The sequence below is a fragment of the Chlorogloeopsis sp. ULAP01 genome (assembly GCF_030381805.1).
Classification (GTDB): Bacteria; Cyanobacteriota; Cyanobacteriia; order Cyanobacteriales; family Nostocaceae; genus Chlorogloeopsis.
Map to the genome: position 1 here is coordinate 75957 of NZ_JAUDRH010000011.1, position 24050 is coordinate 100006.

20 protein-coding genes are annotated in these 24050 nt (G+C 37.2%); 2 read left to right on the top strand and 18 right to left on the bottom strand.

Features of this window, described 5'->3' with window-relative positions; translation table 11 throughout:
* Positions 1-22: 22 nt before the first annotated feature.
* The 14 genes from QUB80_RS21505 to QUB80_RS21570 form a co-directional block, all read right to left on the bottom strand.
* Positions 23-724, bottom strand: coding sequence for a class I SAM-dependent methyltransferase (locus QUB80_RS21505; protein ID WP_289791552.1), 702 nt, complete (start codon positions 722-724; stop codon positions 23-25).
* Positions 717-1703, bottom strand: a complete 987-nt coding sequence (locus tag QUB80_RS21510; protein ID WP_289791553.1) for a glycosyltransferase — start codon at positions 1701-1703, stop codon at positions 717-719. The genes QUB80_RS21505 and QUB80_RS21510 overlap by 8 nt, the downstream gene beginning before the upstream one ends.
* A complete protein-coding gene (locus QUB80_RS21515) occupies positions 1700-3499 on the bottom strand; it encodes a hypothetical protein (protein WP_289791554.1) in 1800 nt (599 codons plus the stop codon). Before QUB80_RS21515 ends, QUB80_RS21510 begins: the two co-directional genes overlap by 4 nt.
* A gap of 66 nt (positions 3500-3565) precedes the next feature.
* On the bottom strand, positions 3566-4720 hold the full coding sequence (locus tag QUB80_RS21520; RefSeq protein WP_289791555.1) for a glycosyltransferase family 4 protein: 1155 nt from the start codon (positions 4718-4720) through the stop codon (positions 3566-3568).
* Positions 4721-4743: 23 nt separating this feature from the next.
* A complete protein-coding gene (locus QUB80_RS21525) occupies positions 4744-5874 on the bottom strand; it encodes a glycosyltransferase family 4 protein (protein WP_289791556.1) in 1131 nt (376 codons plus the stop codon).
* Positions 5871-7247: a hypothetical protein gene (locus QUB80_RS21530; protein ID WP_289791557.1), complete on the bottom strand. Its 1377-nt coding sequence runs from the start codon at positions 7245-7247 to the stop codon at positions 5871-5873. The genes QUB80_RS21525 and QUB80_RS21530 overlap by 4 nt, the downstream gene beginning before the upstream one ends.
* A gap of 108 nt (positions 7248-7355) precedes the next feature.
* Entirely contained in the window at positions 7356-8090 is a 735-nt protein-coding gene (locus tag QUB80_RS21535; RefSeq protein WP_289791558.1) for an FkbM family methyltransferase, read from the bottom strand.
* Between the two features lie 159 nt (positions 8091-8249).
* Positions 8250-8930, bottom strand: a complete 681-nt coding sequence (locus tag QUB80_RS21540) for a class I SAM-dependent methyltransferase (RefSeq protein ID WP_289791559.1) — start codon at positions 8928-8930, stop codon at positions 8250-8252.
* Between the two features lie 177 nt (positions 8931-9107).
* Entirely contained in the window at positions 9108-9872 is a 765-nt protein-coding gene (locus QUB80_RS21545) for a choice-of-anchor E domain-containing protein (RefSeq protein ID WP_289791560.1), read from the bottom strand.
* A gap of 161 nt (positions 9873-10033) precedes the next feature.
* Complete coding sequence (locus tag QUB80_RS21550; protein ID WP_289791561.1) at positions 10034-11158, bottom strand: glycosyltransferase family 4 protein; 1125 nt, start codon at positions 11156-11158, stop codon at positions 10034-10036.
* Complete coding sequence (locus tag QUB80_RS21555) at positions 11155-12366, bottom strand: glycosyltransferase (RefSeq protein ID WP_289791562.1); 1212 nt, start codon at positions 12364-12366, stop codon at positions 11155-11157. The genes QUB80_RS21550 and QUB80_RS21555 overlap by 4 nt, the downstream gene beginning before the upstream one ends.
* A gap of 356 nt (positions 12367-12722) precedes the next feature.
* Complete coding sequence (locus tag QUB80_RS21560) at positions 12723-14321, bottom strand: cyanoexosortase A system-associated protein (protein WP_289791563.1); 1599 nt, start codon at positions 14319-14321, stop codon at positions 12723-12725.
* 5 nt (positions 14322-14326) lie between these two features.
* A complete protein-coding gene (gene hpsJ-A, locus QUB80_RS21565) occupies positions 14327-15070 on the bottom strand; it encodes an HpsJ-like protein, cyanoexosortase A-associated (RefSeq protein WP_289791564.1) in 744 nt (247 codons plus the stop codon).
* A gap of 549 nt (positions 15071-15619) precedes the next feature.
* Complete coding sequence (locus tag QUB80_RS21570) at positions 15620-16177, bottom strand: hypothetical protein (RefSeq protein WP_289791565.1); 558 nt, start codon at positions 16175-16177, stop codon at positions 15620-15622.
* Positions 16178-16974: 797 nt separating this feature from the next.
* Between QUB80_RS21570 and QUB80_RS21575 the strand changes: the two genes are divergently transcribed.
* The gene (locus QUB80_RS21575; protein WP_289791566.1) at positions 16975-19062 is read left to right on the top strand and encodes a GumC family protein; all 2088 of its coding nucleotides are present in this window, start codon (positions 16975-16977) and stop codon (positions 19060-19062) included.
* 81 nt (positions 19063-19143) lie between these two features.
* Here the strand turns inward: QUB80_RS21575 and QUB80_RS21580 are convergent, their stop codons facing one another.
* The 4 genes from QUB80_RS21580 to QUB80_RS21595 form a co-directional block, all read right to left on the bottom strand.
* Positions 19144-20361 carry a glycosyltransferase family 4 protein gene (locus QUB80_RS21580; RefSeq protein WP_289791567.1) on the bottom strand — a complete coding sequence of 406 codons (1218 nt, stop codon included), beginning with the start codon at positions 20359-20361 and terminating at the stop codon, positions 19144-19146.
* Between the two features lie 9 nt (positions 20362-20370).
* Entirely contained in the window at positions 20371-21513 is a 1143-nt protein-coding gene (locus QUB80_RS21585) for a glycosyltransferase (protein WP_289791568.1), read from the bottom strand.
* Positions 21514-21615: 102 nt separating this feature from the next.
* Positions 21616-21777, bottom strand: a complete 162-nt coding sequence (locus QUB80_RS21590) for a hypothetical protein (protein WP_289791569.1) — start codon at positions 21775-21777, stop codon at positions 21616-21618.
* A 26-nt stretch (positions 21778-21803) separates the two neighbouring features.
* Positions 21804-22538, bottom strand: a complete 735-nt coding sequence (locus tag QUB80_RS21595) for an FkbM family methyltransferase (protein WP_289791570.1) — start codon at positions 22536-22538, stop codon at positions 21804-21806.
* A gap of 387 nt (positions 22539-22925) precedes the next feature.
* On the opposite strand from QUB80_RS21595, the gene QUB80_RS21600 reads away from it, so the two are divergent.
* Positions 22926-24017 (top strand): glycosyltransferase, encoded by a 1092-nt coding sequence (locus QUB80_RS21600; protein ID WP_289791571.1) that lies wholly within the window; start codon positions 22926-22928, stop codon positions 24015-24017.
* Positions 24018-24050: the final 33 nt, after the last annotated feature.

The window sequence follows — 24050 nt, forward strand, 5'->3', positions numbered from 1 at the left end:
CCTGATATATAGTAAATATCAATTAAATCTTTTCCCAGATGCCTATGACTGACTTTCCAGTAGAGAAAAATAATAATGGATCAATCATTTTAGAAAGAGGAACAAGAACTCTATCCCAAAATAAAATTTGTTTCAATGAGGGATCTGCACTTTTTAATAATATCTTATTTGCTATGGATGCTAACATTCCCACAGAGTCAATATAGCTTAATTTAATACATCTAAAACCTTTAGGCACAATAGAGGATAAACTTTTTTTCGTGTATCGTCTATGGTGTCCAATTTTTTGGTCGAATGGTGAATAAAGCCATTGATGTGCAGGTGAGAGAACAACTAGCTTTCCCCCGTTTTTAAGGCTTTGTAATGAGTTCTTTAATTCATTGTAGTCATTTTCTATATGTTCAAGTACATCAATATAAATGATTGTATCTAAAGAGGTTTCATGTAATTCAGAGAGTGTGCCTACTTTGGCTTCACAAAAGCTAGGAAGCTCATTTACCTCTATTAACTGTTTGATTTTTGCTAGTAGTAATGAATCAGGCTCTAAGCAAATCCATTTTTTACAGTTTGCTTGACATAAAACTTTAGTCGTCATTCCCATTCCTGCACCTACTTCAAGTACTTTACCACTTAAGTAGGGATGAATAATTGAAGCATAATAGTTTTTCCAATTAGTAGCATGTGCAAATATTTCTAACTCAGTTCCAATATATTTATTAGACATGAGAAACCTCTGAATAAAGATTATAAGACTGAATAATATAGCTTTGGTAATCTCTGCAAGGCAATGTAGTATACAAACTTCTAGAACCTAAAACAATAAACATTAACAATAAAGAAATTGTCATAGTTTGTAAAATGAAAAGACAGAGTAGTCCAATAGTAAAAGTTGACCAACCTGGAATAGCCAAATTTGTAAATAGTCTTATGCTAATAACAATTGTGACTAAAATAAATCCAACTAAAATTAATATTAAAGAGAAAAGTAATAATCTGGTTCCGATAACATCGCTATATACAGAAAGAGAACTCAACCCGTGAGTAACAAGAGCAGTAAAATTCATCTTTGACTCACCAGCAATGCGATCGCCTCGATCAGTTACTATTTCTGAATACTGTAAACGTGATCTAATTACTCCAGAAGCATAGTGATTCCATATTTCTGCCACCGCTACCAAACGATTCAAACTACGTCGAGGGACAATACTAAAGTTTCCAAAGCGAATTTGCCTACCTGTCAGTAGTTGAAAAACTTTTTTATAAATCAAGTAGAAAAATTTAAACTTCTGACTTTCAGAACGCTTCCGTCTGTAGGCAAATATAACTTTCTTCAGCTTCTCTTCACAGCATTTCTCAATCAGTCTAGAGACATCTTCTGGTTTATCTTCTCCATCTCCATCCATAACAACTACAGCATCACAACTGATATTTGCCTCTATATATGCTAAACCTATTGCGATCGCTCTTTGGCTTCCTAAATTTCGCTTCAATTCAACTACCAGCAAACTATCTATACATTTCCATCCACTCGTAAACCAAGAACTAACAGATACCACTGTAGATGCATCATCTACGATCACAACAGATACTTTGATATCCAGCTTCGATAAAAAATTATCAAGATTTTTCAACAGTATAAAAAGGCTTTCCCAATCATTAAAAACTGGAATTAAAATCACAACAGAACGAAGAGAAGGGATCATATTTTTGTCCACAAAATCCATTTTTTTGAACTGGAAAAAATTGTCCATATACCCCCTCTAACTGGTTTATATTCAGAACTTAACAGCAGATAATTAGGCGAGTATTTGATTAAAATTTCCTCTTGCCTTTTTCCTGAAAGAATAGATTCAAAGATATCTATACGTACTTTCCTTATAGACTCTGGTTGCCATTTTATCGGTTTTAAGTATGCATGACCTACTGTAAAATTCTGCTCAATATCTAAGTTTTTATATTCATTGAGTGTATAGCCCAACAGCCATGCATTGAGAGCATGACGCTCTAGTACTGTAGTGTCAGAAATCACAGAACTATGAGAAGTTTGATTAAATTGAAAAAGTTGCCCTCCCTTAGTAAACAAAGAAGCTACATTTGCTTCAAAGGAACCAGCAATAATTGAATTTTTATCAATTTGGGAAAGTGAAGAACGTAAGGGTTTCAGTTCTTCTAGAGTCTTAGTATATTGAACAGGTTCTGTGGCGTGAAGAGCTTCATAAGTTCTTCCCCAAACACCAGTTATAAGTATAGCTATTACTAGAACTTTAATAACTTTATCGAAAATCATTTTATCTTGAAATATTAGTACCAATGAGCCTAAAAGTAGTATTTCTCCAAATGGTCTGTTAACGTAGTTCCAGTGGTAATTTTCAAATTCTAAGCCTGTCACAATTGCACTATTTAGCAAAAGATAACTTGAAAATGTCATCAGCGAAATAATGACTAAATTAAAGTGACGAAAGTAAAAAATGGCGATTGCACCTACTATTAAATGCATCCACGTCCAAAGATTCACAATATAGTTTCTTCGGAAAGGGTCATCCAAGAATAGTTTTGCGCCTCGACTCATCCGTTCTAAAATAGGTTTAAATTCAGGCTTTGAGAAAATAACTGAATTTGAAGTTATTTGGGGAAAACCAATGATGAGACCACCTAGCAAAATTAGCCCTACAAACCATAATTCATGAAAACACCTCTCTCTTGAGATAATTCCTCGCCATCCTAAAAATAAATATATAAATCCATAAAGTGTCAGAGCAATAAATGCTGCCGTCCAGTAAAAAAAATATAAATGTATGCAGCTACCCAGAAGAATTCCACCAACTAGTGCTGTTTGCCAATTTCGACGAACAACAGGAAGAAATAGACAAGAAAGTAATAATAAAAATGGTAGATTGAGTAGAGGTGTCACAATTCGATATTGTGGCAGTACCGCGTTACCAATTGCGTTAGGTAAGACACCATTATGAATTACGCTCTTGAGATTAATAAAGTTCTCTAGGAAAGAACGACCTATAAATCCTCCATCACACAGGCAAATTATTGTACATATAAATGCCCAAAAAGTTGAGCGTTTAGTATTCTGAAATAGTAATCTAAACAATATGTAAAGTGATAAGCCAAAAAATACACCACCTAAAATACGCCAGACTATAGGAACAAGAATTAAAGGAACTCCTAGCCAACTTGCTAATTTAGCGATCGGTACAAACTGAAGCCAAGAATAAAGCGTGGGTATAGAATCAGAAGGTCTAGTGAAAGGATCTCGTAATAGCCATTCTCCATAGTAGGGAGCTTTTGTTATAGCAAGATAGAGTACATCATCCCCGTCTGCTAAGTACTCAAAAGTACCGAATTTAAAGAAAACCGCCAAGTGGGGCAATATGGACAAAATTACCCCAACTATACAACAGAAAACTATTGCAAATATATCTTGCTTTTTCCAAACATTAATAACAAATTTTTCAGGAGTTTGGTAATTTTTATGTGTAAATAGCATTTTAAAATCAAAAAATCACAGCAATCACATTTATCTACAAAACTTATAATCTTAGACACGGTAAGGCTAACAAGAATAGACTCTTTCAATTTGTTCTATTGTTATTTGGGGACTACAATAGTTTTCTAATAATTGTCTAGCTTGTACCCTTCGTTCCTGTTGCAAAGATGAATTATTCAATAATGCGACAGTCCGTTCAATTAAACCTTGATCATCTTCACAAATACCAGCATGAACTCCATCTAAAGCCGGGATACCTTCAACCCCATCAGATGTAGTTACAACTGGTGTACCTAAAGCAAAAGCCTCCATAACTTTGACTTTCATACCGCTACCTGCAATAGGTGCATACAGCATCACATCTGTCTTAGTGAAGTAGGGCAAGGTATCAGGTACATCCTGATAAATTTCCAAGTCTTCTATATCGGTGAAGGCTGCAAGTGCATTTTTAGCATTTCTCCCAACCATTTGCAGTTTGGCATTAGGAACACGACGTTTAATTTCTGGCCACAATCTAGTCAAAAGCCTTTCTGCCGCAGAATAAGTCGGTGTCCAGTTAAATCCACCAATGAGTCCTAATATTGGTTGCTGATTTATTTGCTTTTGTTCTAGAAATGGATAAAGTGAGAAATCTATACCTAATGGAACCGTATAAATAGAAGCTTGAGGATTAATTTGATTGATATGTTTAGCTAGGCGCTCCGACAATGTAATAATCCTAGGAAAAGCCTTCAGTAATTTCTGTTCTGCTCGATAAGTGAAAAACCGTCTGAGGCGAGTTCCCAGAGAGTTTTGATACTCAAATGCGCGATCTAATGAAAATAGATAATGAACATTAATAATTGCTCGTTCCTTGTGTTCGAGTCCTAGCCAACCACTCCAGAGCTGTTCGAGATGAAGGATATCGTGAGGTTTGGCAAGTTCTGATGCTAAATCTTGGCATAGATCTGAACTAAAGATATAGGAGTAAGGTCGTCGTAGGGTTTCCATCTTTGCTATCAGTCCATTTTTTCGGTTGGGAACAGGATAGCAGCGCAAGTCGTAATCTGATGCTGGAAAAAGAGCTTGAGCTTTGGCGATATCTTCTAATTTGCTACAAGTTGCAAACGCGGTAACATGATGTCCTTTGTTAACTAATCCTTTAAATAAAACATAGTACCACCTAGCATCAGCGTTACCAAAAGGTAAAGGTAGTGAATTTATTACTAACAGAACTCGCATAGATTTCATTTATTTAAAAATATTTATTCAATCTTGTTTAAAATTTTTCTTGCCATGTCATCCCAACTATAATCTCGTAATTTTTGCGAAAAAGAAGATACTAAATTGCTGTAATGGTGTTTATTGCACCACCACTTTTGAAGTCGTGCTGCTAAATCAATCGCATCTTCAGGATTAGGAATTAATAAATCTTGCAGTTGTGGTGGATAGCGTTCTGCTACTCCAGCCTTAGCACTAACTATACTTGGTAAGCCACAACATAGGGCTTCACATACTCCCAAACCATAGGCTTCGTAACGAGTAGGAGCAACCAAGCAATCAGCAGCCTGTAACAAACGAGGAACATCAGAGCGGAATCCCAAAAAATGAATACGGGAATTGATACCAGCAACTACAGCCCGACGTTGCCATTCTTCTAGTTCTGCTCCAACCCCAATGACTACCAAATCTGCATCCCATTCTGAAGAGGCACATAACTGTTGCCAAGCTGCAAATAGTGTATCGAATCCTTTGCGGCGATCGCCTAAAGCACCAATAAAAACTACTATTGGTTTGTCATCTGCCCATCCTAGTTGCTGGCGAAGTGCAGTTCGCTCTTGTTGTGTAGCTGGATAAAAAATTTGTGAATCGATTCCATAATAGACTACGTGCAGTTTGTGTTCAGGAATTTTTAGTTTCTCGATCAAATCTCGTTTTGTGTTGTTTGAATTGACAATGATAACCCGCGCAGATTTGAATGCTTTTCGTTCTGCATCTAAAAACATTTGATGAGAAACAGCTCCCTTACACTGACTTAATAAGCCAGCTTGATTATTAGGGTGGTAAACCGCATGAACATAATGTACCCAGTTAACATCTCCCCACTGGCAATTACCACCATTGACCAATACTCTACTACCATTGACAGCAACGCGCTGTGCTTGGAGGCGACCTATCCAGTCGAGTAAGGGGCTGCTAAGTAGATAAGAATTAGCTACCTTTGGTACACGATGAAATTTAACATTGGGATAAGCTAATAATTCATTCGCCACTCGGTGGGCTACTAGATATACTTGTTGTCCTTGTTTTGCTAGGTAATCAGCCAAAGCATAATTAGCTCTGTCCATCCCACCCGTCTTAACAAAATCACCTGTTACTAGTAGACAAGACTTCATAACTGAACAGTTGTCGAAAGTTTTTTATCTACCATCTTGCTATTGCCAGCAGCCACAAACAGTGCAGTATTTAGTAACCAAAATTCCATGCCGCTCTGGCTCATAAATAGAGGATAGTTAAAAGTGACTGCTAATGCTCCAATGTCGTAAGCAAAAATCAACGCACCCCAAAGAGCAAAGTCACCCAATTTGCGATTGATAGCAATTTTCCAAGCAGTTTGGCATGCTAAGTAAAGCGCAGCAATATATGCAAATATCAGAGGTAATCCTCCATCTAGTAGCCATCCAGTCCACTGAATTTCTACCCAAATCGGTTGGGACATCATGTCAGTGTTATCACCAAAATAGTTATTTATCATTCCCCAACGCCCCAGCCCTGCCCCCAAAGGATATTGAGGCAATAGCTTTTCAAAAGTATGCTGTAAAAATAGCCCCCGGTGTTGCTGGTAAATTTCGTGAGGGGATGCAGCAAACAAGCTATATATGCGTTTTAGTGTAGACTGTCCTCCAATAGCGATCGCCCAAGAAAATGTTGCCGCAAACAAGGCTGTTACACCTGAAACCATCACTATTAAACGCGTGATTTGTCCTGTTCTGAGCAACACGGCTGCGAAAAAAACCATAGAAATAGCAGCCAATACCAAAATAGAACGCACTTGAGATAGATAGATACAAAACAGACCAATACCAGCACTACCTATACAAGCAATTCGTAAAATCGGGTTTTTGTATTTAAGTGCGATCGCGACACTAAATAAAAGAGCATAAAAACCTGCTGTTGCTGCTCCTCCTGGCATATCAGTTAAGCCCATCGGTCTGTAGACTTGTTTACCATTAGCTAAAGCAATTAATAATCCCTGCTTTTGAAAGATGCTATTTTGAATAACTGTGGACAAAGATAGTTGAAATATTGTTGGAAAGTACATCTGTAGTACCCCAAAGCCAGCGCTTAAGGTGTGAATGCCCCAAATCATAAATATTAAGCTCTGAAAACTATTGGGTGTAATTTTTAAACTTCTCACCCAAAAGAGGGGGCTGAGAATGGCAAGATACATAGCCCATTGAGCAGCCCCTGCCGCTATAGAATTAATATAGGGATGTAAACAAAATTGTAAAAGCATAATTACCAGCACTATAAATGCTGGGTTAGTGGCAGGATGTTTGCACCCTTCTGGTTTCAAATGTACTAATAGAAATAAACCCAGGGCAAAAGATGCAATCCGTATTGGTACACGAAAAATACCGATTTGTGGAAATAACAGCAATATCTGCAAGCTGAATTGTAGCAAGATAAAGGTATGGGCCCATGTCCAGTTTAATTTTGTCCATATAGAGGAAGAATTTGAGAAGTTCTGACTTGTTTTTAGAATCACTGAATCTACCTAACAAACTTTTTTAATAATTCCTAATATAAAATTTAATAATTTACTTCAAGTTTAGCTAAAGTTAGTCCATGTTCTTTATCAATAAGATTATGAAACTCAATTACTCTTTAATTTTAGAAGAAAGTTAGAAGCTCCATAGAAGCATTCTAAATCTAGCTTATATTCTTTTATTTCAATCAAACCTTGATTCAAAATAAGATAGAAATCATATAAATCGCTTAACATTCTCCATATATCAAACAACATAGATTTAGTGGTAATTGAAGCTGCACCAATCTCTAATTGTATAAATTCAATTTTTTTGTTTATAATCATTTGATAAGCACCTTTGAGTGCTAAAAATTCAAATCCTTCAATATCAAGTTTTAAAAAATCAACTTTCTCAATCCTATTTTGCTGACAAAAGTCATCCAATTTAATAGTATTTACTATTTCATGTGGTGGAGAATCTGCTAAATCTGCCATCATTATATTCAAATAATCAAGTTTAACAAGGCTGGCTCCAGGAGAGCCTCTCCAAGGCGAATATAATCCAGAACAACTGTTCTCTTCTGAAATAGCTAGTTTGTGAAGTTTAATATTTTTGAAATATTTATTACTTTCTAATAAATAAGAAAAACAAGATGCAGATGGTTCAAAAATATATAAATCAAAGTTTTTTTTTGCAGAATCACATACCTTTTTAATCATGTCTGAATAATGGCCATAATTTCCACCTACATCAAAAATAATCAAATTCTTATTATTGTTTAATGTCTTTAGTGCAAATTTGAATGCTATTTTTTCGCCAGTACAATCAGGAGCTAGTTGAGAAGCGGCGATTCTATTCATTGCATTTAAACAGATTTTATTCAACCCATAAAAAAAAATAAATAAAGATGGTCTTGAGAAAATAAATAGAAAAACTCTCAGTAGTTGAATTTTAATACTGTATTCCCATTTCATACGCTACCTAATTGATTTTAATTCCTTAAAATTTTATCAAGTCTCCTAAGATAAAGTTTTAGGTTTTCCTACACAAAGAATATTGTCGCTAAATGCACGCCCACGAAAACCTAGATTTTCTGGCCAGTGCCACGGTGTAAAGGGTATACGTCCATAGTTGCTGTATTGTATTTGAATCTCAGTAATTTTACACTCCGTAAAAATACGGAAAATATCAATCTCTAGCAAAGCTGTTATGTGTGCCGGATAAAGACCAGGTGCTTCCTGAAATGCATTGAACTGATTTTTCAAAATAAAGGTTAACTTGCTTAACAAGCTTAATTGATTTGGTGTGGTGACAATTACTAATCCTCCAGGCTTGGTTAACCTAACCAGCTCTCGTATAAAAGCCCGTGGATTTTCCAGGTGTTCAATAGTCTCAACCGCACAGACAACATCAGCGAAACCCTCTGGTAAAGGTGCTTTCCCAATATCTAAGTCAAAGGCGAGAAATTCTATTTGTGGTGGAAAGTCAGGATAGCGTACAGCATCTACACCAATATAACGATCAAAGCGATCGCGTACAAATGGCCAAAGCTTACCTTTACCACAACCAACATCTACCAATACACCACCACCTGAATGTCTTTGCGCTACTGTTCTAGCCACCATTTGGTAGATAGGATCACTACTACTGCCAAGGCTTTGTCGCGCTCTGTTGTCAACATTTATTTGTGTTTGCGTCATTATTTGCTTGTTACTCTAGTAGTTCAAATATCGTGCTGTTTCCCTACCCAACTAAATCATGCTTGCATTCAGTAATGTTCAAAGCGCCATAACACAAGACTTGATATCCCATTGTTGGACAAGTCTAATATTGATGAGTGTAGCTATCTTGTTTTGCCTATAGTTTGTCCACACACCCTAACTTTTAGTCTTTTGAATATGACACTTGCGTTTCCACCAAGATAGTCCAAACATGATGCCAACAAAGGAACCAATAGCTACATTGGAGGAGAACTCAAAGGGAACGGTGGGAGGGTTAGAAGTGCCATTATATTCTACTGTGATGCTTGCTGAAGCAAGTGTTGTAATGTTGGTCGCAACGTTACCACCCCCACCACTAACACCAGTGAATATTTCCGTAAAAGGCTCAAAAGAAAAAGTCCCTGTTCCTAAAAAACCTGCAATGTCTATTGGTTGACTAAAAGTCACTATCATCGGACTAGCGTTATTATTGATTGTGAATGGGCCAAACTGTGTAGGTGTGTTAGGAGCCAAATTAGTGTACCTCGTTCTCCCTATTTCGGTATAAGAAGCCAGAGGTGAATAAGTTTGTAGTGCGGCAGGAGCATTTGCACCTGGAGTCAAATCAAAAAAAGTTGGTTCAACCCTAACAGTAAAAGTCTGAGGATTTGCGGCTGTATTTGTAACTGTACCACTACTGCTTAAAGTAGCAGTTATAGTAAATTTGACATCAGTTACTATTTCTCCTGGTTGTGGATTATACTTATCTAGTGTTAATACAGGAGTTCCAGCAAGTTCAGTCACTTGATTACTGAACGAAGTAGTTTGAGTGAAAAAAGTCAATGCATTAGCTTTTGGAGCTACAAACAAAGAACTTACAGAAATCGAAGCGGCTAATCCAGCTACATAAGTTAAGTTTTTTGCACGTTGCTTCAGTGTCATAATTTTTTCACTGTTGGTTAGAACAAAAGAACAAAAAAGCTAGTTTTTTCCTAACCTTGTATAAGGCTTGCTATCCCTTTTTGAGTGTTTCTAATCAATTCGGTTAAGTTATCACAATTAGCTCTAAGGAAATACGGTTTCCAATGCAGATTTTTATCAAATCATGCCACAGCCTTTTGTTTATCAAGTTGAGAAAGCAGATTGTAAAGCCGATTCAGCTGGCTTTCAGGATTACAAAGATAAGCAGCTCGTGACTTTCCAGCGTCTGCTAGATATTTTCTTTCATGAGGATTTGCAATCAATTTACCCAAAACCTCACTCAAGGCATTAGTATCATTGGGTGTAACCAACCGTCCGCAGGAGTCATCAACAATTTCTGCTCCTCCCCCCATAGCAGTTGTAATGACTGGTAAACCTGCATAAAGAGCCTCTACAAAAGCAATTCCAAATGGTTCTGCCCCTGTGTTCGGTTGACAATAAATATCAGCTGCAACCAACAAGCGTGGCACATCAGTTCTTTGTCCCAAAAAGCGCACTCGCTCACGAATACCCAGATGTTGCGCTTGCACTTCTAGTTCTTGTAGGTACTCTGACTCATGAGGACGTTGCACTCCTCCAGCCAGCCAACATATCCAATTTGGTACTTCGCGCAATTGCCCCAAAGCTGAAAGTAACACATTTTGCCCCTTCCATCGCTCTAGACGAGATGCCTGGATAATAGCGATCGCATCATCAGGAGTATCCAGTTCAGTTCTGACAGCATGGCGAATCAAGGCATTATTGCCAATATCAGGACAGACTACAGGTAGATAAAGAGTATCACTGTAGCTTTGATAGAGCTTTGGTACAGTAGCTTGGGTGTAACGACTATTAGCAATTACCAAATCTGGCGGCACCAACTTCGCCAATTGCTCTAAAGGATGTCTGCCATTTAGCACGTCATGACACCAAAATACCAGTGGTATATGATTTGCTCTAACCGTCGAACCAAAAATCGCTTGCGGCCAGCATGCATGACAAATTACTACATCAAATTGCTCTTGTCTTAAGAGTTGCTGGAGTTGCAACCTCGCTCTCCACACTGTCCAAGGATGACTTACTCTTACATGACCTAGCATATGTACTGTAGCGCCCAAGCTTCGCAGTTCATTCACTAATCTACCTTCAAAGCACAAGGCAAAGTGAGGCTGCATTTGTGTGCATAAACTTTGCTCTTTTGCCAGAGTTAGTAGCAAAGTCTCAATTCCACCGAACAAATTTCCGGCAGAGATATGTAGAAGTTTCATAGTAAATCTACTGCTTTGGGTATGACCGGATAGTTCCATCCTTGACTTAGAACTTTGTCATAAAACTCAAAACTTCTTTGAGCCATATTTGTATGGTTGAAATACTCAGCTCGTTTTTGGCTTGCTATTATCAGTCGTTCGCGCAGATTAGGTTCCGACAGAAGACGCTTCGCAGCCCTAGCTAAAGCAAATGGATCGTTAATTGGTACAGTCAAACCTTCCTTTTCATCTCGGCTCACCCAAGGGACACCACTACAGAGAATGTTGGCATTAATTACAGGACAACCACTTGCCATCGCTTCTACCTGAACTAAGCCAAATCCCTCACTGCGTAAGTTAGAAGGAAACCAAAGAGCAGTTGCAGTATGATAAGCTCCTACCAGCTCATCTTCATTCACACGACCTAACCAAATAATGCGGTTTTCTACTCCCAGTTTTCGCGCTAAAGTCTTTAGTTGCGCTTCCAAAGGACCAACACCAATTACAACCAATTTCCCTGGCACCAAAGTTAGGGCTTCAATTGATATATGCAATGCTTTGTAATAGACAAGTCTACCTACTGCTAACCAGATTATTTCTCCATATTTATCCTTCAGACTACGACTAAAATCAAGTGCTTTTTGATTAGGGTTACTGTATATTGCAAGATTTAGACCAAGTGGCAGGTCACTTAATTTATCATAATAAAACCGCAAAAATTTTGAGCCTTGAATATACTGCAAACTAGTTGTTAAGATTTGCGAACTTCGGCTGTAAACTAAATATTCAAATGGTCGCAATGCATACTTTAAAATTTTTTGCTTAATTACGTCGCTGTGGTGTGTAATTACTAAAGGTATAGTCCTATCCAATATAGTTAAAGCCATCAGCATTGTTGGATTAGGAGTATGAAGATGAAATATAGTTTTTGGTTCGTTAGCCAATCTACGAAGTTCTTGACACAGTCCAAAACATATATCAAATCGTGCTAATGAAAAAAGGCGACCGAGACGGGTAACTTTAACATCACCATCTATCTCGTAAACGGTGTTTGTTTTAGTAGATAAATGTCCTTTTTCATCAAACCCATTTACACAAATTACGCTAACTTCTGCACCCAAAGCAGCTTGGGAACGAGCTAGAGTTTGAACGTGCGTCTCCATACCTCCTCTATCTGGAGGATAATATTTAGACAAATGAACTATCCGGTAGTTGAGTGTTGTTGACATCTATAAATAAAGGTAATTTAGCTGTTTTTTGTAAATATGAAAAATCAGCCTCAAGCTTTGAATAAGAATGATTGAGTTTAAAATATAGTTAACAAACTATTTGCTTTTTATCCCTAAAGCAAACAAGTATATTTTGTTTATTTTTTATGCTTTATACATCAGTAAATATACGCAATTAATGCAGAATTGATTTTATTTTTTAAAATAAAAGTTTAGAAATTAAATTACTTTGCTGGAAATAATATAGACAAAGCTTTTATTTTAATTACAATCAATAAATTTAAGATTTCGTATTATTTATATATAGTGTTTTTACAAATATTTCTATGAGGGAAATTTAATGACTTTTATGCCCTCTAATCTATTTTATTAATAAATAGGGATTGCCATGCAGTATAGTTCCTGCTCCAGATAGCTTCCAAATCTAGGTAAATATTAGAAGCTGAGACTCCATTCAAAGGAAGAGATAACTGGGCCCATATACAACGGTCATCTCTAAGTACTTCCTTTCCCAAAACCCAAGGTAATATGCGATTCCAAACTAAGTCATATTTGTATCTATTTTGCATAAATTGAGCTGAAGTAACAGTACTACCTCCACGAGGATTAATACAAGCTGTGAGGTAAGCTTGTTTGCTGTCGCTATAGAGCGTATAGAAGCCAACTCCTTTGACGTATTTAGGTTGTTGCTGGCTATTTTTAATTAAGTTTTCACTTAGCTTCTCTAAAAAAGGATTTGGCTCGCCTCTAGTATTAACGACATAGCGCATTTGCAACTTCAACTGCTGAGTGTTTTTCAGATAGCTATAATCCTTTCTAGATAAAACTACAGTAGACTTTACAGTGTCTTGAGTATCTTTTTGTTGCTCAATCAGGGGTTTGACATTTACTTGCTGCCAGCTATTTAAAGCAAGTTGATCTGGCAAAAGAGAGGTGGTTAGCAACCGTTTATTCGTTATTAAATAGATAGCAGTTAATATCATCCCTACCCAGGTAGCAGCAAGAAAAAAGCCCCGTTTCGGCGTAACTGTCGCTGTGGTAGCAGGTTTACATTCTTTTGTCAGAGGAGATAAATATTCTAATGGCAGTATCCAATTACATAGGGCAGCATAAGTAATAGTTGCAATTGCGATAAAAATAGAGCCACCTGTATAGCTGTGCCAATATTCAAAAATACTGCGGTTATTCACGACAACAGCTAACAAAGCTACACGAAAACAGCCAACTAAAAAGCCAGTACCCATAGCAGATATAACTAATCCCCATCTCTGCTGCCAACTTAAGGGAAAAACGACTACCATAATCAAGAGGCTGAGTCTGAGTAACCATACAATCAAAAGACCACCAGTACAGTAATAAAGAACTTCCACCTGGCCTGTAGGTAGTATGACAAAGGCACCTTGGGCAGTAGCTTGCAATCCTAAATAGTGGAGAGAAAAGGCAGATATAGTTGCAGTGAAATCACTAAAGTGCAGCCAGGAAGCAAAAAAATTATTGATGTGACCAAAAGGAAACAGCATCAAGCATAACAATAAAAATAAGCGCCAATGCTGCTTTAATCCCGAAAATCCAAAAGATAGCAATCCTAAGCCTAAACCAGCAACAATAGGGCCAAACCTAAATAAAATTAAATCTAAGCGCCATAAGTACAAGGGTCTAAATATGACAAGAAAGAGTAACCCTAAACCCAAGCAACTAGCAATCCAATTGGTAGCTATTTTATGATGTCTATTTTGCCACAATAAAAATAAAATTCCTGTCCAATAAACTCCATCTACAGCTATTTCTTCACGTTCAATTTCATGACTATTAATTATACTTAAATGTAAAATAGCAAGAGTAGAAAAAATACCTAGTATGTAAAATAAATGTGATTTAGGTAAATGTTTGAAATAAAACGATGAGCTTTGTACACCTTGGTTATTTATCTTACTAATCTGAATATTTTTATTCACTATTCTTACCCAAAAATTTTATCGATAACGCGTACCCAGTCAGTTAGCTTCCACAAGGTAATAAAGCAAAATCCCGATAATAAAAGTCCTAAGTTAGTCTTCACAGAAGCTTTGATCAAGTTTTTAATCTGTTCTTGCCTGGCTGCATTGGCAGCACTTGAAGCATTGTTAGCGAATGTTTTAAGTTGCTGAGATAGTTTGTGCTGCAAATCTTTGGACGATTGATTAGAATCGGCTTCATTAGGTAGATTTAAAATTTTCGCTAAGTTATTTAGTTCTTGAGCAGAGTTTAGTGTATTAACTTTGGTAGTTAGTTGTTGTAGCTGTTCTTGTTGTTGTACCTGTTGAAGAGTAAATTGATTATTAATGTTTCGGTAGAGTGTGAGGCTATTATTAATAACCAAAGGCAACATTAAGATATAAGCTATTCCTAAAAATAAAGCAGACCAAGAGAAAAATCGCAAGATTGAGAGTTGCCGATAACTAACTATAGTTTTTCGATTGTATAAAAATATAAATGTCATTCCCAACAATGGCGCCCAAACTATATCTACCAATCTTCCAATAACTTGAAATTCCCAACTAGGATCTGTTAAACGGGGAGGAATTAAGGCAGCACAGTAGTCGATGAGCGTAAATATTAGAAGTGCATAGCCAATCACACGTAACAAAGCGAAGACCCGCTGTTCTATAATTTCTGTGATTTCTATTGGCTGTCTGGAAATTTTTGCTTGTTCCTTGGTTTTCATTATATGGTTTAGATTAATATTTTCTACTCTGAGTTAGACTTTATCTAATGCGATCGCATATCTAGGCGCACGTGCAGAAAATAAATAAAGTCGCTCGCTAGTAAGCTGTAAAGCCATAATTTCTACCTAACTTGGATAGTAGCAACAGTATATGTCTGCATGGCAACAATCAGTGCTGCATTACCCAAGATTGAAAGTTAGCTCTTACTCAACGATATGTCGTATATTAATATATTAAATTGAAATTACATCAGTACTAATACGTAGAATAAAATTCAAAGCCTCTTCACTATATTTTTGTTCAGTGGTGATTTTAGAATTAGAAAGTTCTTAGTTTTGAGATAAATCATTCTAATGAAGCGATCGCACTGATGAGATCGTAAATAATTCTCAAAATTAGAGCTACACATAGTTTTGAGTCAGCACAAGAGGTGCTTACTCAAAATCATCAATATTTGTAGCCATTTTTCGAGAAACAACACAAATTTATTGCAATCAGGCGATCGCAGTGTTCTATAAACGGCAAGTCTGAAGGTGGAAAAATTAATTCTAGCTAACTTTCCTGCTTTCAGGGTTAAGAATGCAGATATTAGATGCTACTCTTTTCTTAACTTTTCTCATTGCGCCTAGCAATAGGAGACTTCCCACAGGAATTGCAGCAGTTGCATCAGTTGACCAAGGAACTTGTGGTGCAACAGCAATCCCACTGGCAGACGGATTTAACTCAATTCCAGGAGATCTTATTTGAGCGTAAATTTGACCGTACGACAAAGCTAGAGGATTAGACCAATCTGAATCGCGATTATTTTGGAGATAAAAAAAATCGCTTCCGCCAGAGTTTTGCACAGCAAAGTTATTGCCAGCACTGCCAATTAGATCCGCATCATTGAAAACTTTTCCAGCAGCAGTAGTTATTCCTCCAATTACAGTAACATTTATATTTGAGTAAATACCACCATTGTAATCAAATGAGCCAGTAGCAACGGCTCCATCGTTGAAATTCAAATTGAAAGTCCAAGTCAGAGCATGGGCTGGAGATGTGCTGGCAACGATACCAATAGCACTACAACAACCTAACATCAGGGAAAAAATACTACTTAGTTTCATCAAAATACCTTTCCTTTAAAGGAAACGAATATAGTATTACAACAGTTTTCGTTGCAAACAATATGTTCTTACTACCATCAGACATCAGAACGGCAACAATCAGCACCGCCTCATTTGAGATTGAAAATAATTCTGCACCCGATCATAATACCGTATATTTATATATAAATTTTTCAATATAACATCAGTATTAATACGTAGAAAGAGAAGTCTTCACTTAATATGCGTAGGTTAACCAGCTAGGATAGTTAGAAAATTCAGTCACTTCATTTTCTAACAGTCATTTTTGCCATTGAGATTATGCGATCGCATGAATAATAGAGGTATTGTTTAACAGTATCCAAAATTGTGTTTATTTAGTGCTAGCTTATACAGTTTACTCAAAAAAAGTCAATGACCAAGTAATGAAGGTTATTTTTGGAATAGAGTAAATTTTTACACATTTATACGCATTTTACTTAATATAAGCTTTTCAACTCAATAATGTTCAGAAGTGAAAGCTTAGGAAAGAGAAACTTACAGTTCTATTTCTAGCTACTCTAATTCCCACACCATTCATTTTTTTGCAAATGAGTTGACAGTGTAATTATTAGCTTAATAAATTTTTTCATTAATTACGTAGTTATACTGAGAAAAATCAGTGTGCTTTTAAGAAGATTGATAGTAAAATAAGCCACAATCTACTTTAACTAGTACAGGGTAGCAGTTATCTTTTTTTAAAATTTTCCCATTCCTTGCTAGAGAAGAAAGAACGATTCAAATTGTTAATTAGCTAACAGTAGCTAGAAGGGTATTATATGGAAGAAAATTTGCAATATTGGATGATTCTGAAGCGTAGGTGGGTACCTGTTTCTATAATTTTCTTGGCTGTATTGGCGTTAAGTATAGTGAAAACTATACTAGAAACGCCTACTTATCAAGCAACAGGTCAGCTTGTACTGAAAAAAAATGCTACCTCTTCACTTACAGGTGTAGGTAGTCAATTAGGACAGTTGGAGAGTTCAGTCAGTGGTAGACCGATGGGAACTGAGGTAGCAGTTATACGCTCTTTACCCGTAGCCGAAAGAACAATAAAGGCCCTGTATCTAAATATAAACCCTCTAGTCTTTTTAAAAGATCTGCAAGTAAAAAATATTGAAGAAACTGATATATTGGAAATTTCCTATACAGATATAGATCCTGGAAAGGCCGCTTCAATTGTTAATACCCTGATGAAAATCTATATAGAAAATGATATTGATGCCAATCGCGCTCAAACCAGGTCTGCAAGAAGATTCATCGCTGAACAATTACCGTTAAGTAAAAAAGCATTACAAGCCGCCGAAAAGAAATTGCAAGATTTTAAACAACAGAATAGGGTTTTAGACCTCAAAGCTGAAGCTACATCAAGTGTAGGAATTTTGACTGAGCTTGATAAACAAGTAGCTGCAACTAGCTTTGAACTAGCATCTCAAACTGCAAGGATGCAATCAATCAAGCAATTTTTTGGTGTCAGTTCACAGCAAGCTGTCATTACGGGTTTTGTAGGTGAATCACCATCAACAAGTTCGGTTTTAAGCCAGTTACAAGAGATCCAACAAAAACTTGAAATGGTCAAACTGCGTTTGACAGATAATCATCCTACAGTGGTTAACCTTAAAGAACAGATAGCTGTTCTCAAAAGTGAACTTAGACAGCGCATAGAACAAAGTTTTGTTGGTAAAGCAGGACGTTTCAATCAAACCAAAGATCCTGAAAATATTGTGCAGCTCAAACCTCAAGGTCTACAACAAAGCATTCTTGCTAATTACGCCACAGCTGAAGCAGAGCGTCTTAGTTTGCAAGTACGGCTGAGAGCATTAGCTGAAGTCATCGGATATTACAGACAAAGGGCTAATACCCTACCACAGTTGGAGTTGCAACAACGTCAGCTAGAGCGAGAAATAGCTGCTACTGAATCTAGTTACCAAAATCTTCTGGCTCGCTATCAAGAACTGCAAGTAGCAGAAAATCTGCAAATTAGTAACGCTAGGGTGATTACACCTGCGTTAATTCCATCAGTACCAATTAAAAGTCGTCAGTACGTAAATTTATTGCAAGGATTGATTGGTGGGATTTTGCTAGGTGGAGCGACTGCCTTTATTTTGGAAAAAATGGACAAAACTATCAAAACACCTGAATCTGCGAGAGAATTGCTGGGGTATAACTTACTAGCTTACATTCCACCTTTTAGCAATGGTAGCCAGATTCCAGAGGTAATAGTAAAAAGTAAACCAGATTCCCCTGTTAGCGAAGCTTTTCGGATGTTACAAACCAATTTGAGATTTTTTAATTTAGAACAGCCTAAGGTAATTGTGGTATCGAGTGCTGTACCTAGAGAAGGAAAATCAACAATCGCTGCTAACTTGGCTTTCTCCATATCTCAAATCGGACGCAGGGTATTGCTGGTGGATGCAGATTTAAGGAATCCTAGCCAAGACAAAATCTGGGAACTTCCAAATGAAGTTGGCTTAAGCAATATCATCAAAAGTAAGTTGGATCTAGAACGCGCTGTTACTGAAATTGCACCTAACTTGCAAGTTATGACTACTGGCGATCAGACTAATAACCCATCTGCGCTAGTTAATTCTAGTCAAATGGCTGTATTTGTAGCTCAAGTTGCACAAAGGTTTGACTTTGTTGTCATTGATACTCCACCATTGACTGTTGCTGCTGATGCAACAGTTCTAGGCAAACTGGCTAATGGAATTTTATTTGTAGTTCGACCAGGAGTAGTTAATGCTAATAGCGCTTCTCTTGCTAAAGAATTGTTAGAGAAAGCTGGTCAAAATGTTTTGGGTATAGCCGTTAATGGTGTTGCTGCTAAACAACAATATTACGGCTACTATACAAAGAGTAGCGTTTGAGTAATGTCCTGTTTAGTAATCTTTTTTGTCAGTCTAGCGATCGCACACTTGATTTCTCTCAATCAAACTGCTGCGAGAATTTTACTTGCTGCTCAAAACAGAGTTATAAACTGCGATAACTTGCTGACTTAAACGTTTGTGACTGAAATGTTCAATAGCTGTTTGTCTTGCTTTTTCTGAGATGAATTGCCGTTTTTCGGCATGATCGAGTAAATCTAGAATAGCTGCTGCTAAGGCAATAGAGTCACCAGGTGGTACACCAATTGCATCATAGTTATGAGTAAATAACTCAGCTGCACCACCTGCTTGAGATACTATCACAGGTCTACCACAAGCCATAGCTTCTACTATTGCCAAACCAAAGGGTTCTGGCTGGGTGCTGGCATGAACCACAACATCTAATGAACGGTAAATTTCTGCTATATTTTGTTGAAAACCAAGAAAATCAACTTTATCTGCAATTTCTAGTTGCAAGGCTTTGCTTCTTAATTCTTGTTCAGAAAATTGAGAACCGTGAGTTTTATAAATTGCTCCACCAACAATACAGAAACGAACATTCAAGTCAGGATGTGCTTTCAATATCCGATCTGCTGCCTCTAGAAAAACATCATGTCCTTTCCAACGGGCAAAAGTCGCAACTAATCCTACCCGCAGAGGAAGATGAGCACAGGAGTCTTCTTTAGGGTTGGGGGCTGTAGAAAAAGTAGGACAGAAGTAATTGACATCTACAGCATGGTAAATTACTTCTATTGGTAAGCCTGGTAGTGTTGCTCTTGCGTCTTGAGCGATCGCTTGAGAAATAGCAATTCCTAAGTTAGAACTAGCGCTCATCCATTGTAAAACTTGTGCCATGAATGGTCGTGATCCATAGAAATCCTGGATGTGCCAAACAACGGGTACATCCCTGACTCTAGCTAGCGCAACTAATAAATGAGCTTTAATCCCATTGGAGTGAATTAAGTCTGGCTTGAGTTCACGCAGAAATTGGCGAAATTTCCAAAGATATTTGCTGACCGCAGGTAAGATTTCTATTATTCGTAATAACGATATTAATGAAACTAAAACTTTATTCTTACCTTTGAAGATGCTATCACCAAGTAGGTTCACCCCTGCTGGTAGTGCCAGTAATTGCACCTGTACTCCCAATTTTTGAGCTGCTTCTATCATAGGCCCCTCTGTACCCACAATTAAGTGCAGTTGAATATCGGGTTGTGAGTTTAAGAGTGCAGCAAAGATAGTCAGCAGAGATCTCTCAGCACCACCAATTACTCCCACTGGATTCACAAAGACAATTTTCATACAGTTTCATCAATCAGCTAATTGTAAATAAGATTGAGCAATTATTTGGGTGTGAATAGACCAAGAATATTTCTGCGCCTGACTCACACGCAAATTCAAAGCTGGAGCATTTGTTGGATTCACCAATAGTTGCTCTACAGTTTTCACCCAGGCTGATACATCCCCCATCGGGCAATATACTGCGGCTTTTCCACCCACTTCACGCAAAACAGGAATATCGCTAGCAACTACGATCGCTCCACAAGCTAGGGCTTCAATCACAGGTAATCCAAAGCCTTCTGCTTCACTTGTTAGTAAAACAGCTGCTGCTTTTTGGTAAAGACTGGCTATGGTTGAGCGCTGCAAATCTTGTAGATGAATAATTGACTCACCGATATTCAACTGATCAATTTGCTGTTGCTGGCTTTGTGTCCATTCACCACTGACTTTGACAAGTCGTAACTCTGGATGGATAGCTCGTACTTGGGCAAAAACTTCTAGCAGAATGTCAATGCGCTTACGGGGAATACAACTACCAACGTGTAATAGGAAAGGTACTGCACCTATTTTTTCTAATATCTTTTGGTCAGCAATACTGACGTTATCAGAATTGAGCATGAATTCTGAGGCGATACCTAAGGGAGCATGAACTAGGTGTGATGGTTCTACTAGTTGGTAACGCTCAATTTGCTTTCTTACCTCTGCGGTGGAATAAAAGACAATAGCACATGACTGCAAACCACGTAAGATTCTGTGAGACATAGCTTGATACCAATTAGGTCGAGGTTCTTGCTCTGGCTCTACAAGAGAGCGAAAGGTATCAATATCATGACAGTATACTCCTGTACGCTCTGGTGGTAAGACATGGGCTAACTGCGCGTAGGAGTGGTCAGCAATGTGATAAAAATCAAAATCTTTGACTCTGTTCTTGAGATACTGGGGATAGTCCCAAAATCGATTGAGTAAGCGATCTGCATTGTAAGCAAAATGCTTTTTGCCAAGCCAAGGAATTTGTTTGCAACGCCAGTTAAATTTTGGACAGACTTGTATAGCTTGAATAGATGTAGTGTGTTTGGTTTGCAACTGCTTGAATAGCATCTGAGCGCACAAATCCATACTGTGCCAGTTTTCTTCTGGATAATCACAGATAATCGCGAGGCGTAGTTGAGCCATGTTATTGATTCTGCATAGTAATTGCCAATTTAGATGAGAAAATTTATTATTTTGACATAGTTTTGAAAATGTCTAAATTACACTCATGAAATTGTTTATAGACTATTGCACTATATTTAATTTCGATAAGATATGAGGTAATTTTTCTTTAGGAACCATTAGTACATCTGAAATACCCGTTTTTATTTCCTTAATTTCAATAAAGTGATTACGTCCTACTTGTTGGTACAAATTATATTCCCAAGGGATTACTAACTTTGCCACATCTACAAAGGAATACCCAAAATGTTTTACCCAGTATGGATTAAATTCACCGTAAATGATTGGTCTGCTTTCTTCAGAAAATTCAGCCCTCCTAACATAAATTCCATCTCAGCGCCCTCAATATCTACTTTGATAATGTCGCATTTTGAAATGTTATGTTTTTCAACAAACTTATCTAACTTAGTAATAGGTGATGAACAAGTAGGCTTCTCTTTATTAAATATACTTTCCTTGAGTAAAAAAGCATTACCTGTAGATGAATTATTTTGTTCATCTACCATACAAAGTTGCACTTCTCCCTCTTGGTTTCCAAGGGCAGTATGCACTGGATAAACAATATTTGTTAAGTGGTTAGCTTCAACCAGATTAGCTAGGCGGTTAAAATTAGATATTACTGGTTCAAAAGCCCATATTTGAGATTTATCAGCTATTTTTTTAAGTTTTGTTCCTAAAGATATAGAATAAAGTCCAATATTTGCACCAACATCAAAGATTACTACTCCTGGTTCTAAAATTCTAGATAGTATTTGAATAATTCCACCATCATATTCTCCCGAAAAAAAGACTTTTTGCTCTAGCATACTACGCAAATCAAGACGCATTATGCTACCGTCCTGCATTTTAATTTTTACAAGGCAATCTTTGTCAATCCGATAATTAGTCATCCTTGGTACAAGCGCTGTACCTAATCTATACTTGCCTTTAAAGTAGGGTAAAGAGCGAGAAAAATAAGCAAGTGAATCGCGTACAATTGTTTTCATTGCAATTATCCAAAAGTTTGGTGAAAAATTGTAAATCTTGATTAGCAAGAGATAGCCAAGCATAAAGTATATGCAATCGCTTCTAACCTCTATTAGCCAGTTCTTAAAGTTGAGAGGGACTGTTGAGCAAGTCTAAAATAGCTGCAATATAACCACCCTATTTTTTTTCGCTAATTACCATACATATATCTTGAATCACATCATTCTATGTATCTTCAATAACATTAGGCATTTCACTAGTGTCTCCGTTAGTTACAGAAATACCTTAATCGGCTTTAATTAAAACTATAATTGCCAGTCAGACGGTGTATAGTATATCACTTATTACTAACAGAATAGGGTATAGTATATCACTAAATATCAATCTCCTTGCTTAAGAACTGCCAAATGAAAGATGCAGAAATTTTGGTCTTTGCTACCAAAGGTACAAGATCGAATGAGGAAGCTCGAATCTTAAAACTTTTACAAAACTTTAAGTTTCAAGTTGTTCCCTTTGATCGAACTGATAAATTCAAAAGCTTCATTAGCATTATTCGACAAGCTTTGCAGACAAAACCCAGACTAGTAGTTATGGAAGGTACTGGAGTCTTAGGGGGTGTAGCGTGTTTACTTCTGCAATGGTTTTTTGGTATTCCCTATATTTTCAGCAGTGGGGATGCGATCGCACCTTTCATTAATTTAAATTATCCACTCCTTGCACCAATTGTCAGTGTTTACGAGCAAATTCTCTGCCACTTTTGCGCTGGGTTTATCGGTTGGACACCTTATTTAGTTGGTCGTGCGCTAACTTATGGAGCGCCGAAAGGAGTAACTGCTGCGGGTTGGGCATATTTTTCTCGCACTACTGAACAATTGGCTAATAGTCGAGTTAATATTCGTCAGCAACTAGGAATTCCCCATGATGCTCTTGTGTTTGGGCTACTGGGATCAATAGCTTGGAATCGGCAATTTCAGTACTGCTATGGTTATGAATTAGTCAAAGCTTTCCAGAAAATTAACTCCAAGAACATTGCTATTTTAGTGGTTGGGGATGGGAGTGGACTTGCTTATTTAAAGGAGTTGGCAGGTAAAGATTTAGGAAGTCGAATTTTTCTGCCCGGTAATGTACCTTATGAGCAAGTACTTGACTACATGGCAGCTATGGATGTAGCCAGTTTACCTCAGAGTGTGGATGCAGTTGGTAGTTTTCGCTATACAACAAAGCTAAGTGAGTATGTAGCAGCAAAATTACCAGTGGTAACGAGTCAAATTCCTATGGCATATGACATTGGTGGGGATTGGGTTTGGAGGCTACCAGGAGCTAAACCCTGGGAGGATAGTTATATTGATGCTTTGGCTAACCTGATGCAAGAGATTACAGATGAAGAAATCAAAACTAAGAAAAAGGTAATTCCAGAAAGGTTAGCAGATTTTGAGGAAGAGCAACAAATTCTCAGGGTAACAAATTTAGTTGCTGAGATTATTAACCCAATTTGCTAGTTAAATAAGAAAAGACTGGTAAATAGAGTAAAG

Coding starts and splice junctions, on each gene's coding strand:
- QUB80_RS21505 (WP_289791552.1), bottom strand. CDS start 724: ATGTCTAATAAATATATTGGAACTGAGTTAGAAATATTTGCACATGCT.
- QUB80_RS21510 (WP_289791553.1), bottom strand. CDS start 1,703: ATGATCCCTTCTCTTCGTTCTGTTGTGATTTTAATTCCAGTTTTTAAT.
- QUB80_RS21515 (WP_289791554.1), bottom strand. CDS start 3,499: ATGCTATTTACACATAAAAATTACCAAACTCCTGAAAAATTTGTTATT.
- QUB80_RS21520 (WP_289791555.1), bottom strand. CDS start 4,720: ATGCGAGTTCTGTTAGTAATAAATTCACTACCTTTACCTTTTGGTAAC.
- QUB80_RS21525 (WP_289791556.1), bottom strand. CDS start 5,874: ATGAAGTCTTGTCTACTAGTAACAGGTGATTTTGTTAAGACGGGTGGG.
- QUB80_RS21535 (WP_289791558.1), bottom strand. CDS start 8,090: ATGAATAGAATCGCCGCTTCTCAACTAGCTCCTGATTGTACTGGCGAA.
- QUB80_RS21540 (WP_289791559.1), bottom strand. CDS start 8,930: ATGACGCAAACACAAATAAATGTTGACAACAGAGCGCGACAAAGCCTT.
- QUB80_RS21545 (WP_289791560.1), bottom strand. CDS start 9,872: ATGACACTGAAGCAACGTGCAAAAAACTTAACTTATGTAGCTGGATTA.
- QUB80_RS21550 (WP_289791561.1), bottom strand. CDS start 11,158: ATGAAACTTCTACATATCTCTGCCGGAAATTTGTTCGGTGGAATTGAG.
- QUB80_RS21555 (WP_289791562.1), bottom strand. CDS start 12,366: ATGTCAACAACACTCAACTACCGGATAGTTCATTTGTCTAAATATTAT.
- hpsJ-A (WP_289791564.1), bottom strand. CDS start 15,070: ATGAAAACCAAGGAACAAGCAAAAATTTCCAGACAGCCAATAGAAATC.
- QUB80_RS21570 (WP_289791565.1), bottom strand. CDS start 16,177: ATGAAACTAAGTAGTATTTTTTCCCTGATGTTAGGTTGTTGTAGTGCT.
- QUB80_RS21575 (WP_289791566.1), top strand. CDS start 16,975: ATGGAAGAAAATTTGCAATATTGGATGATTCTGAAGCGTAGGTGGGTA.
- QUB80_RS21580 (WP_289791567.1), bottom strand. CDS start 20,361: ATGAAAATTGTCTTTGTGAATCCAGTGGGAGTAATTGGTGGTGCTGAG.
- QUB80_RS21585 (WP_289791568.1), bottom strand. CDS start 21,513: ATGGCTCAACTACGCCTCGCGATTATCTGTGATTATCCAGAAGAAAAC.
- QUB80_RS21595 (WP_289791570.1), bottom strand. CDS start 22,538: ATGAAAACAATTGTACGCGATTCACTTGCTTATTTTTCTCGCTCTTTA.
- QUB80_RS21600 (WP_289791571.1), top strand. CDS start 22,926: ATGAAAGATGCAGAAATTTTGGTCTTTGCTACCAAAGGTACAAGATCG.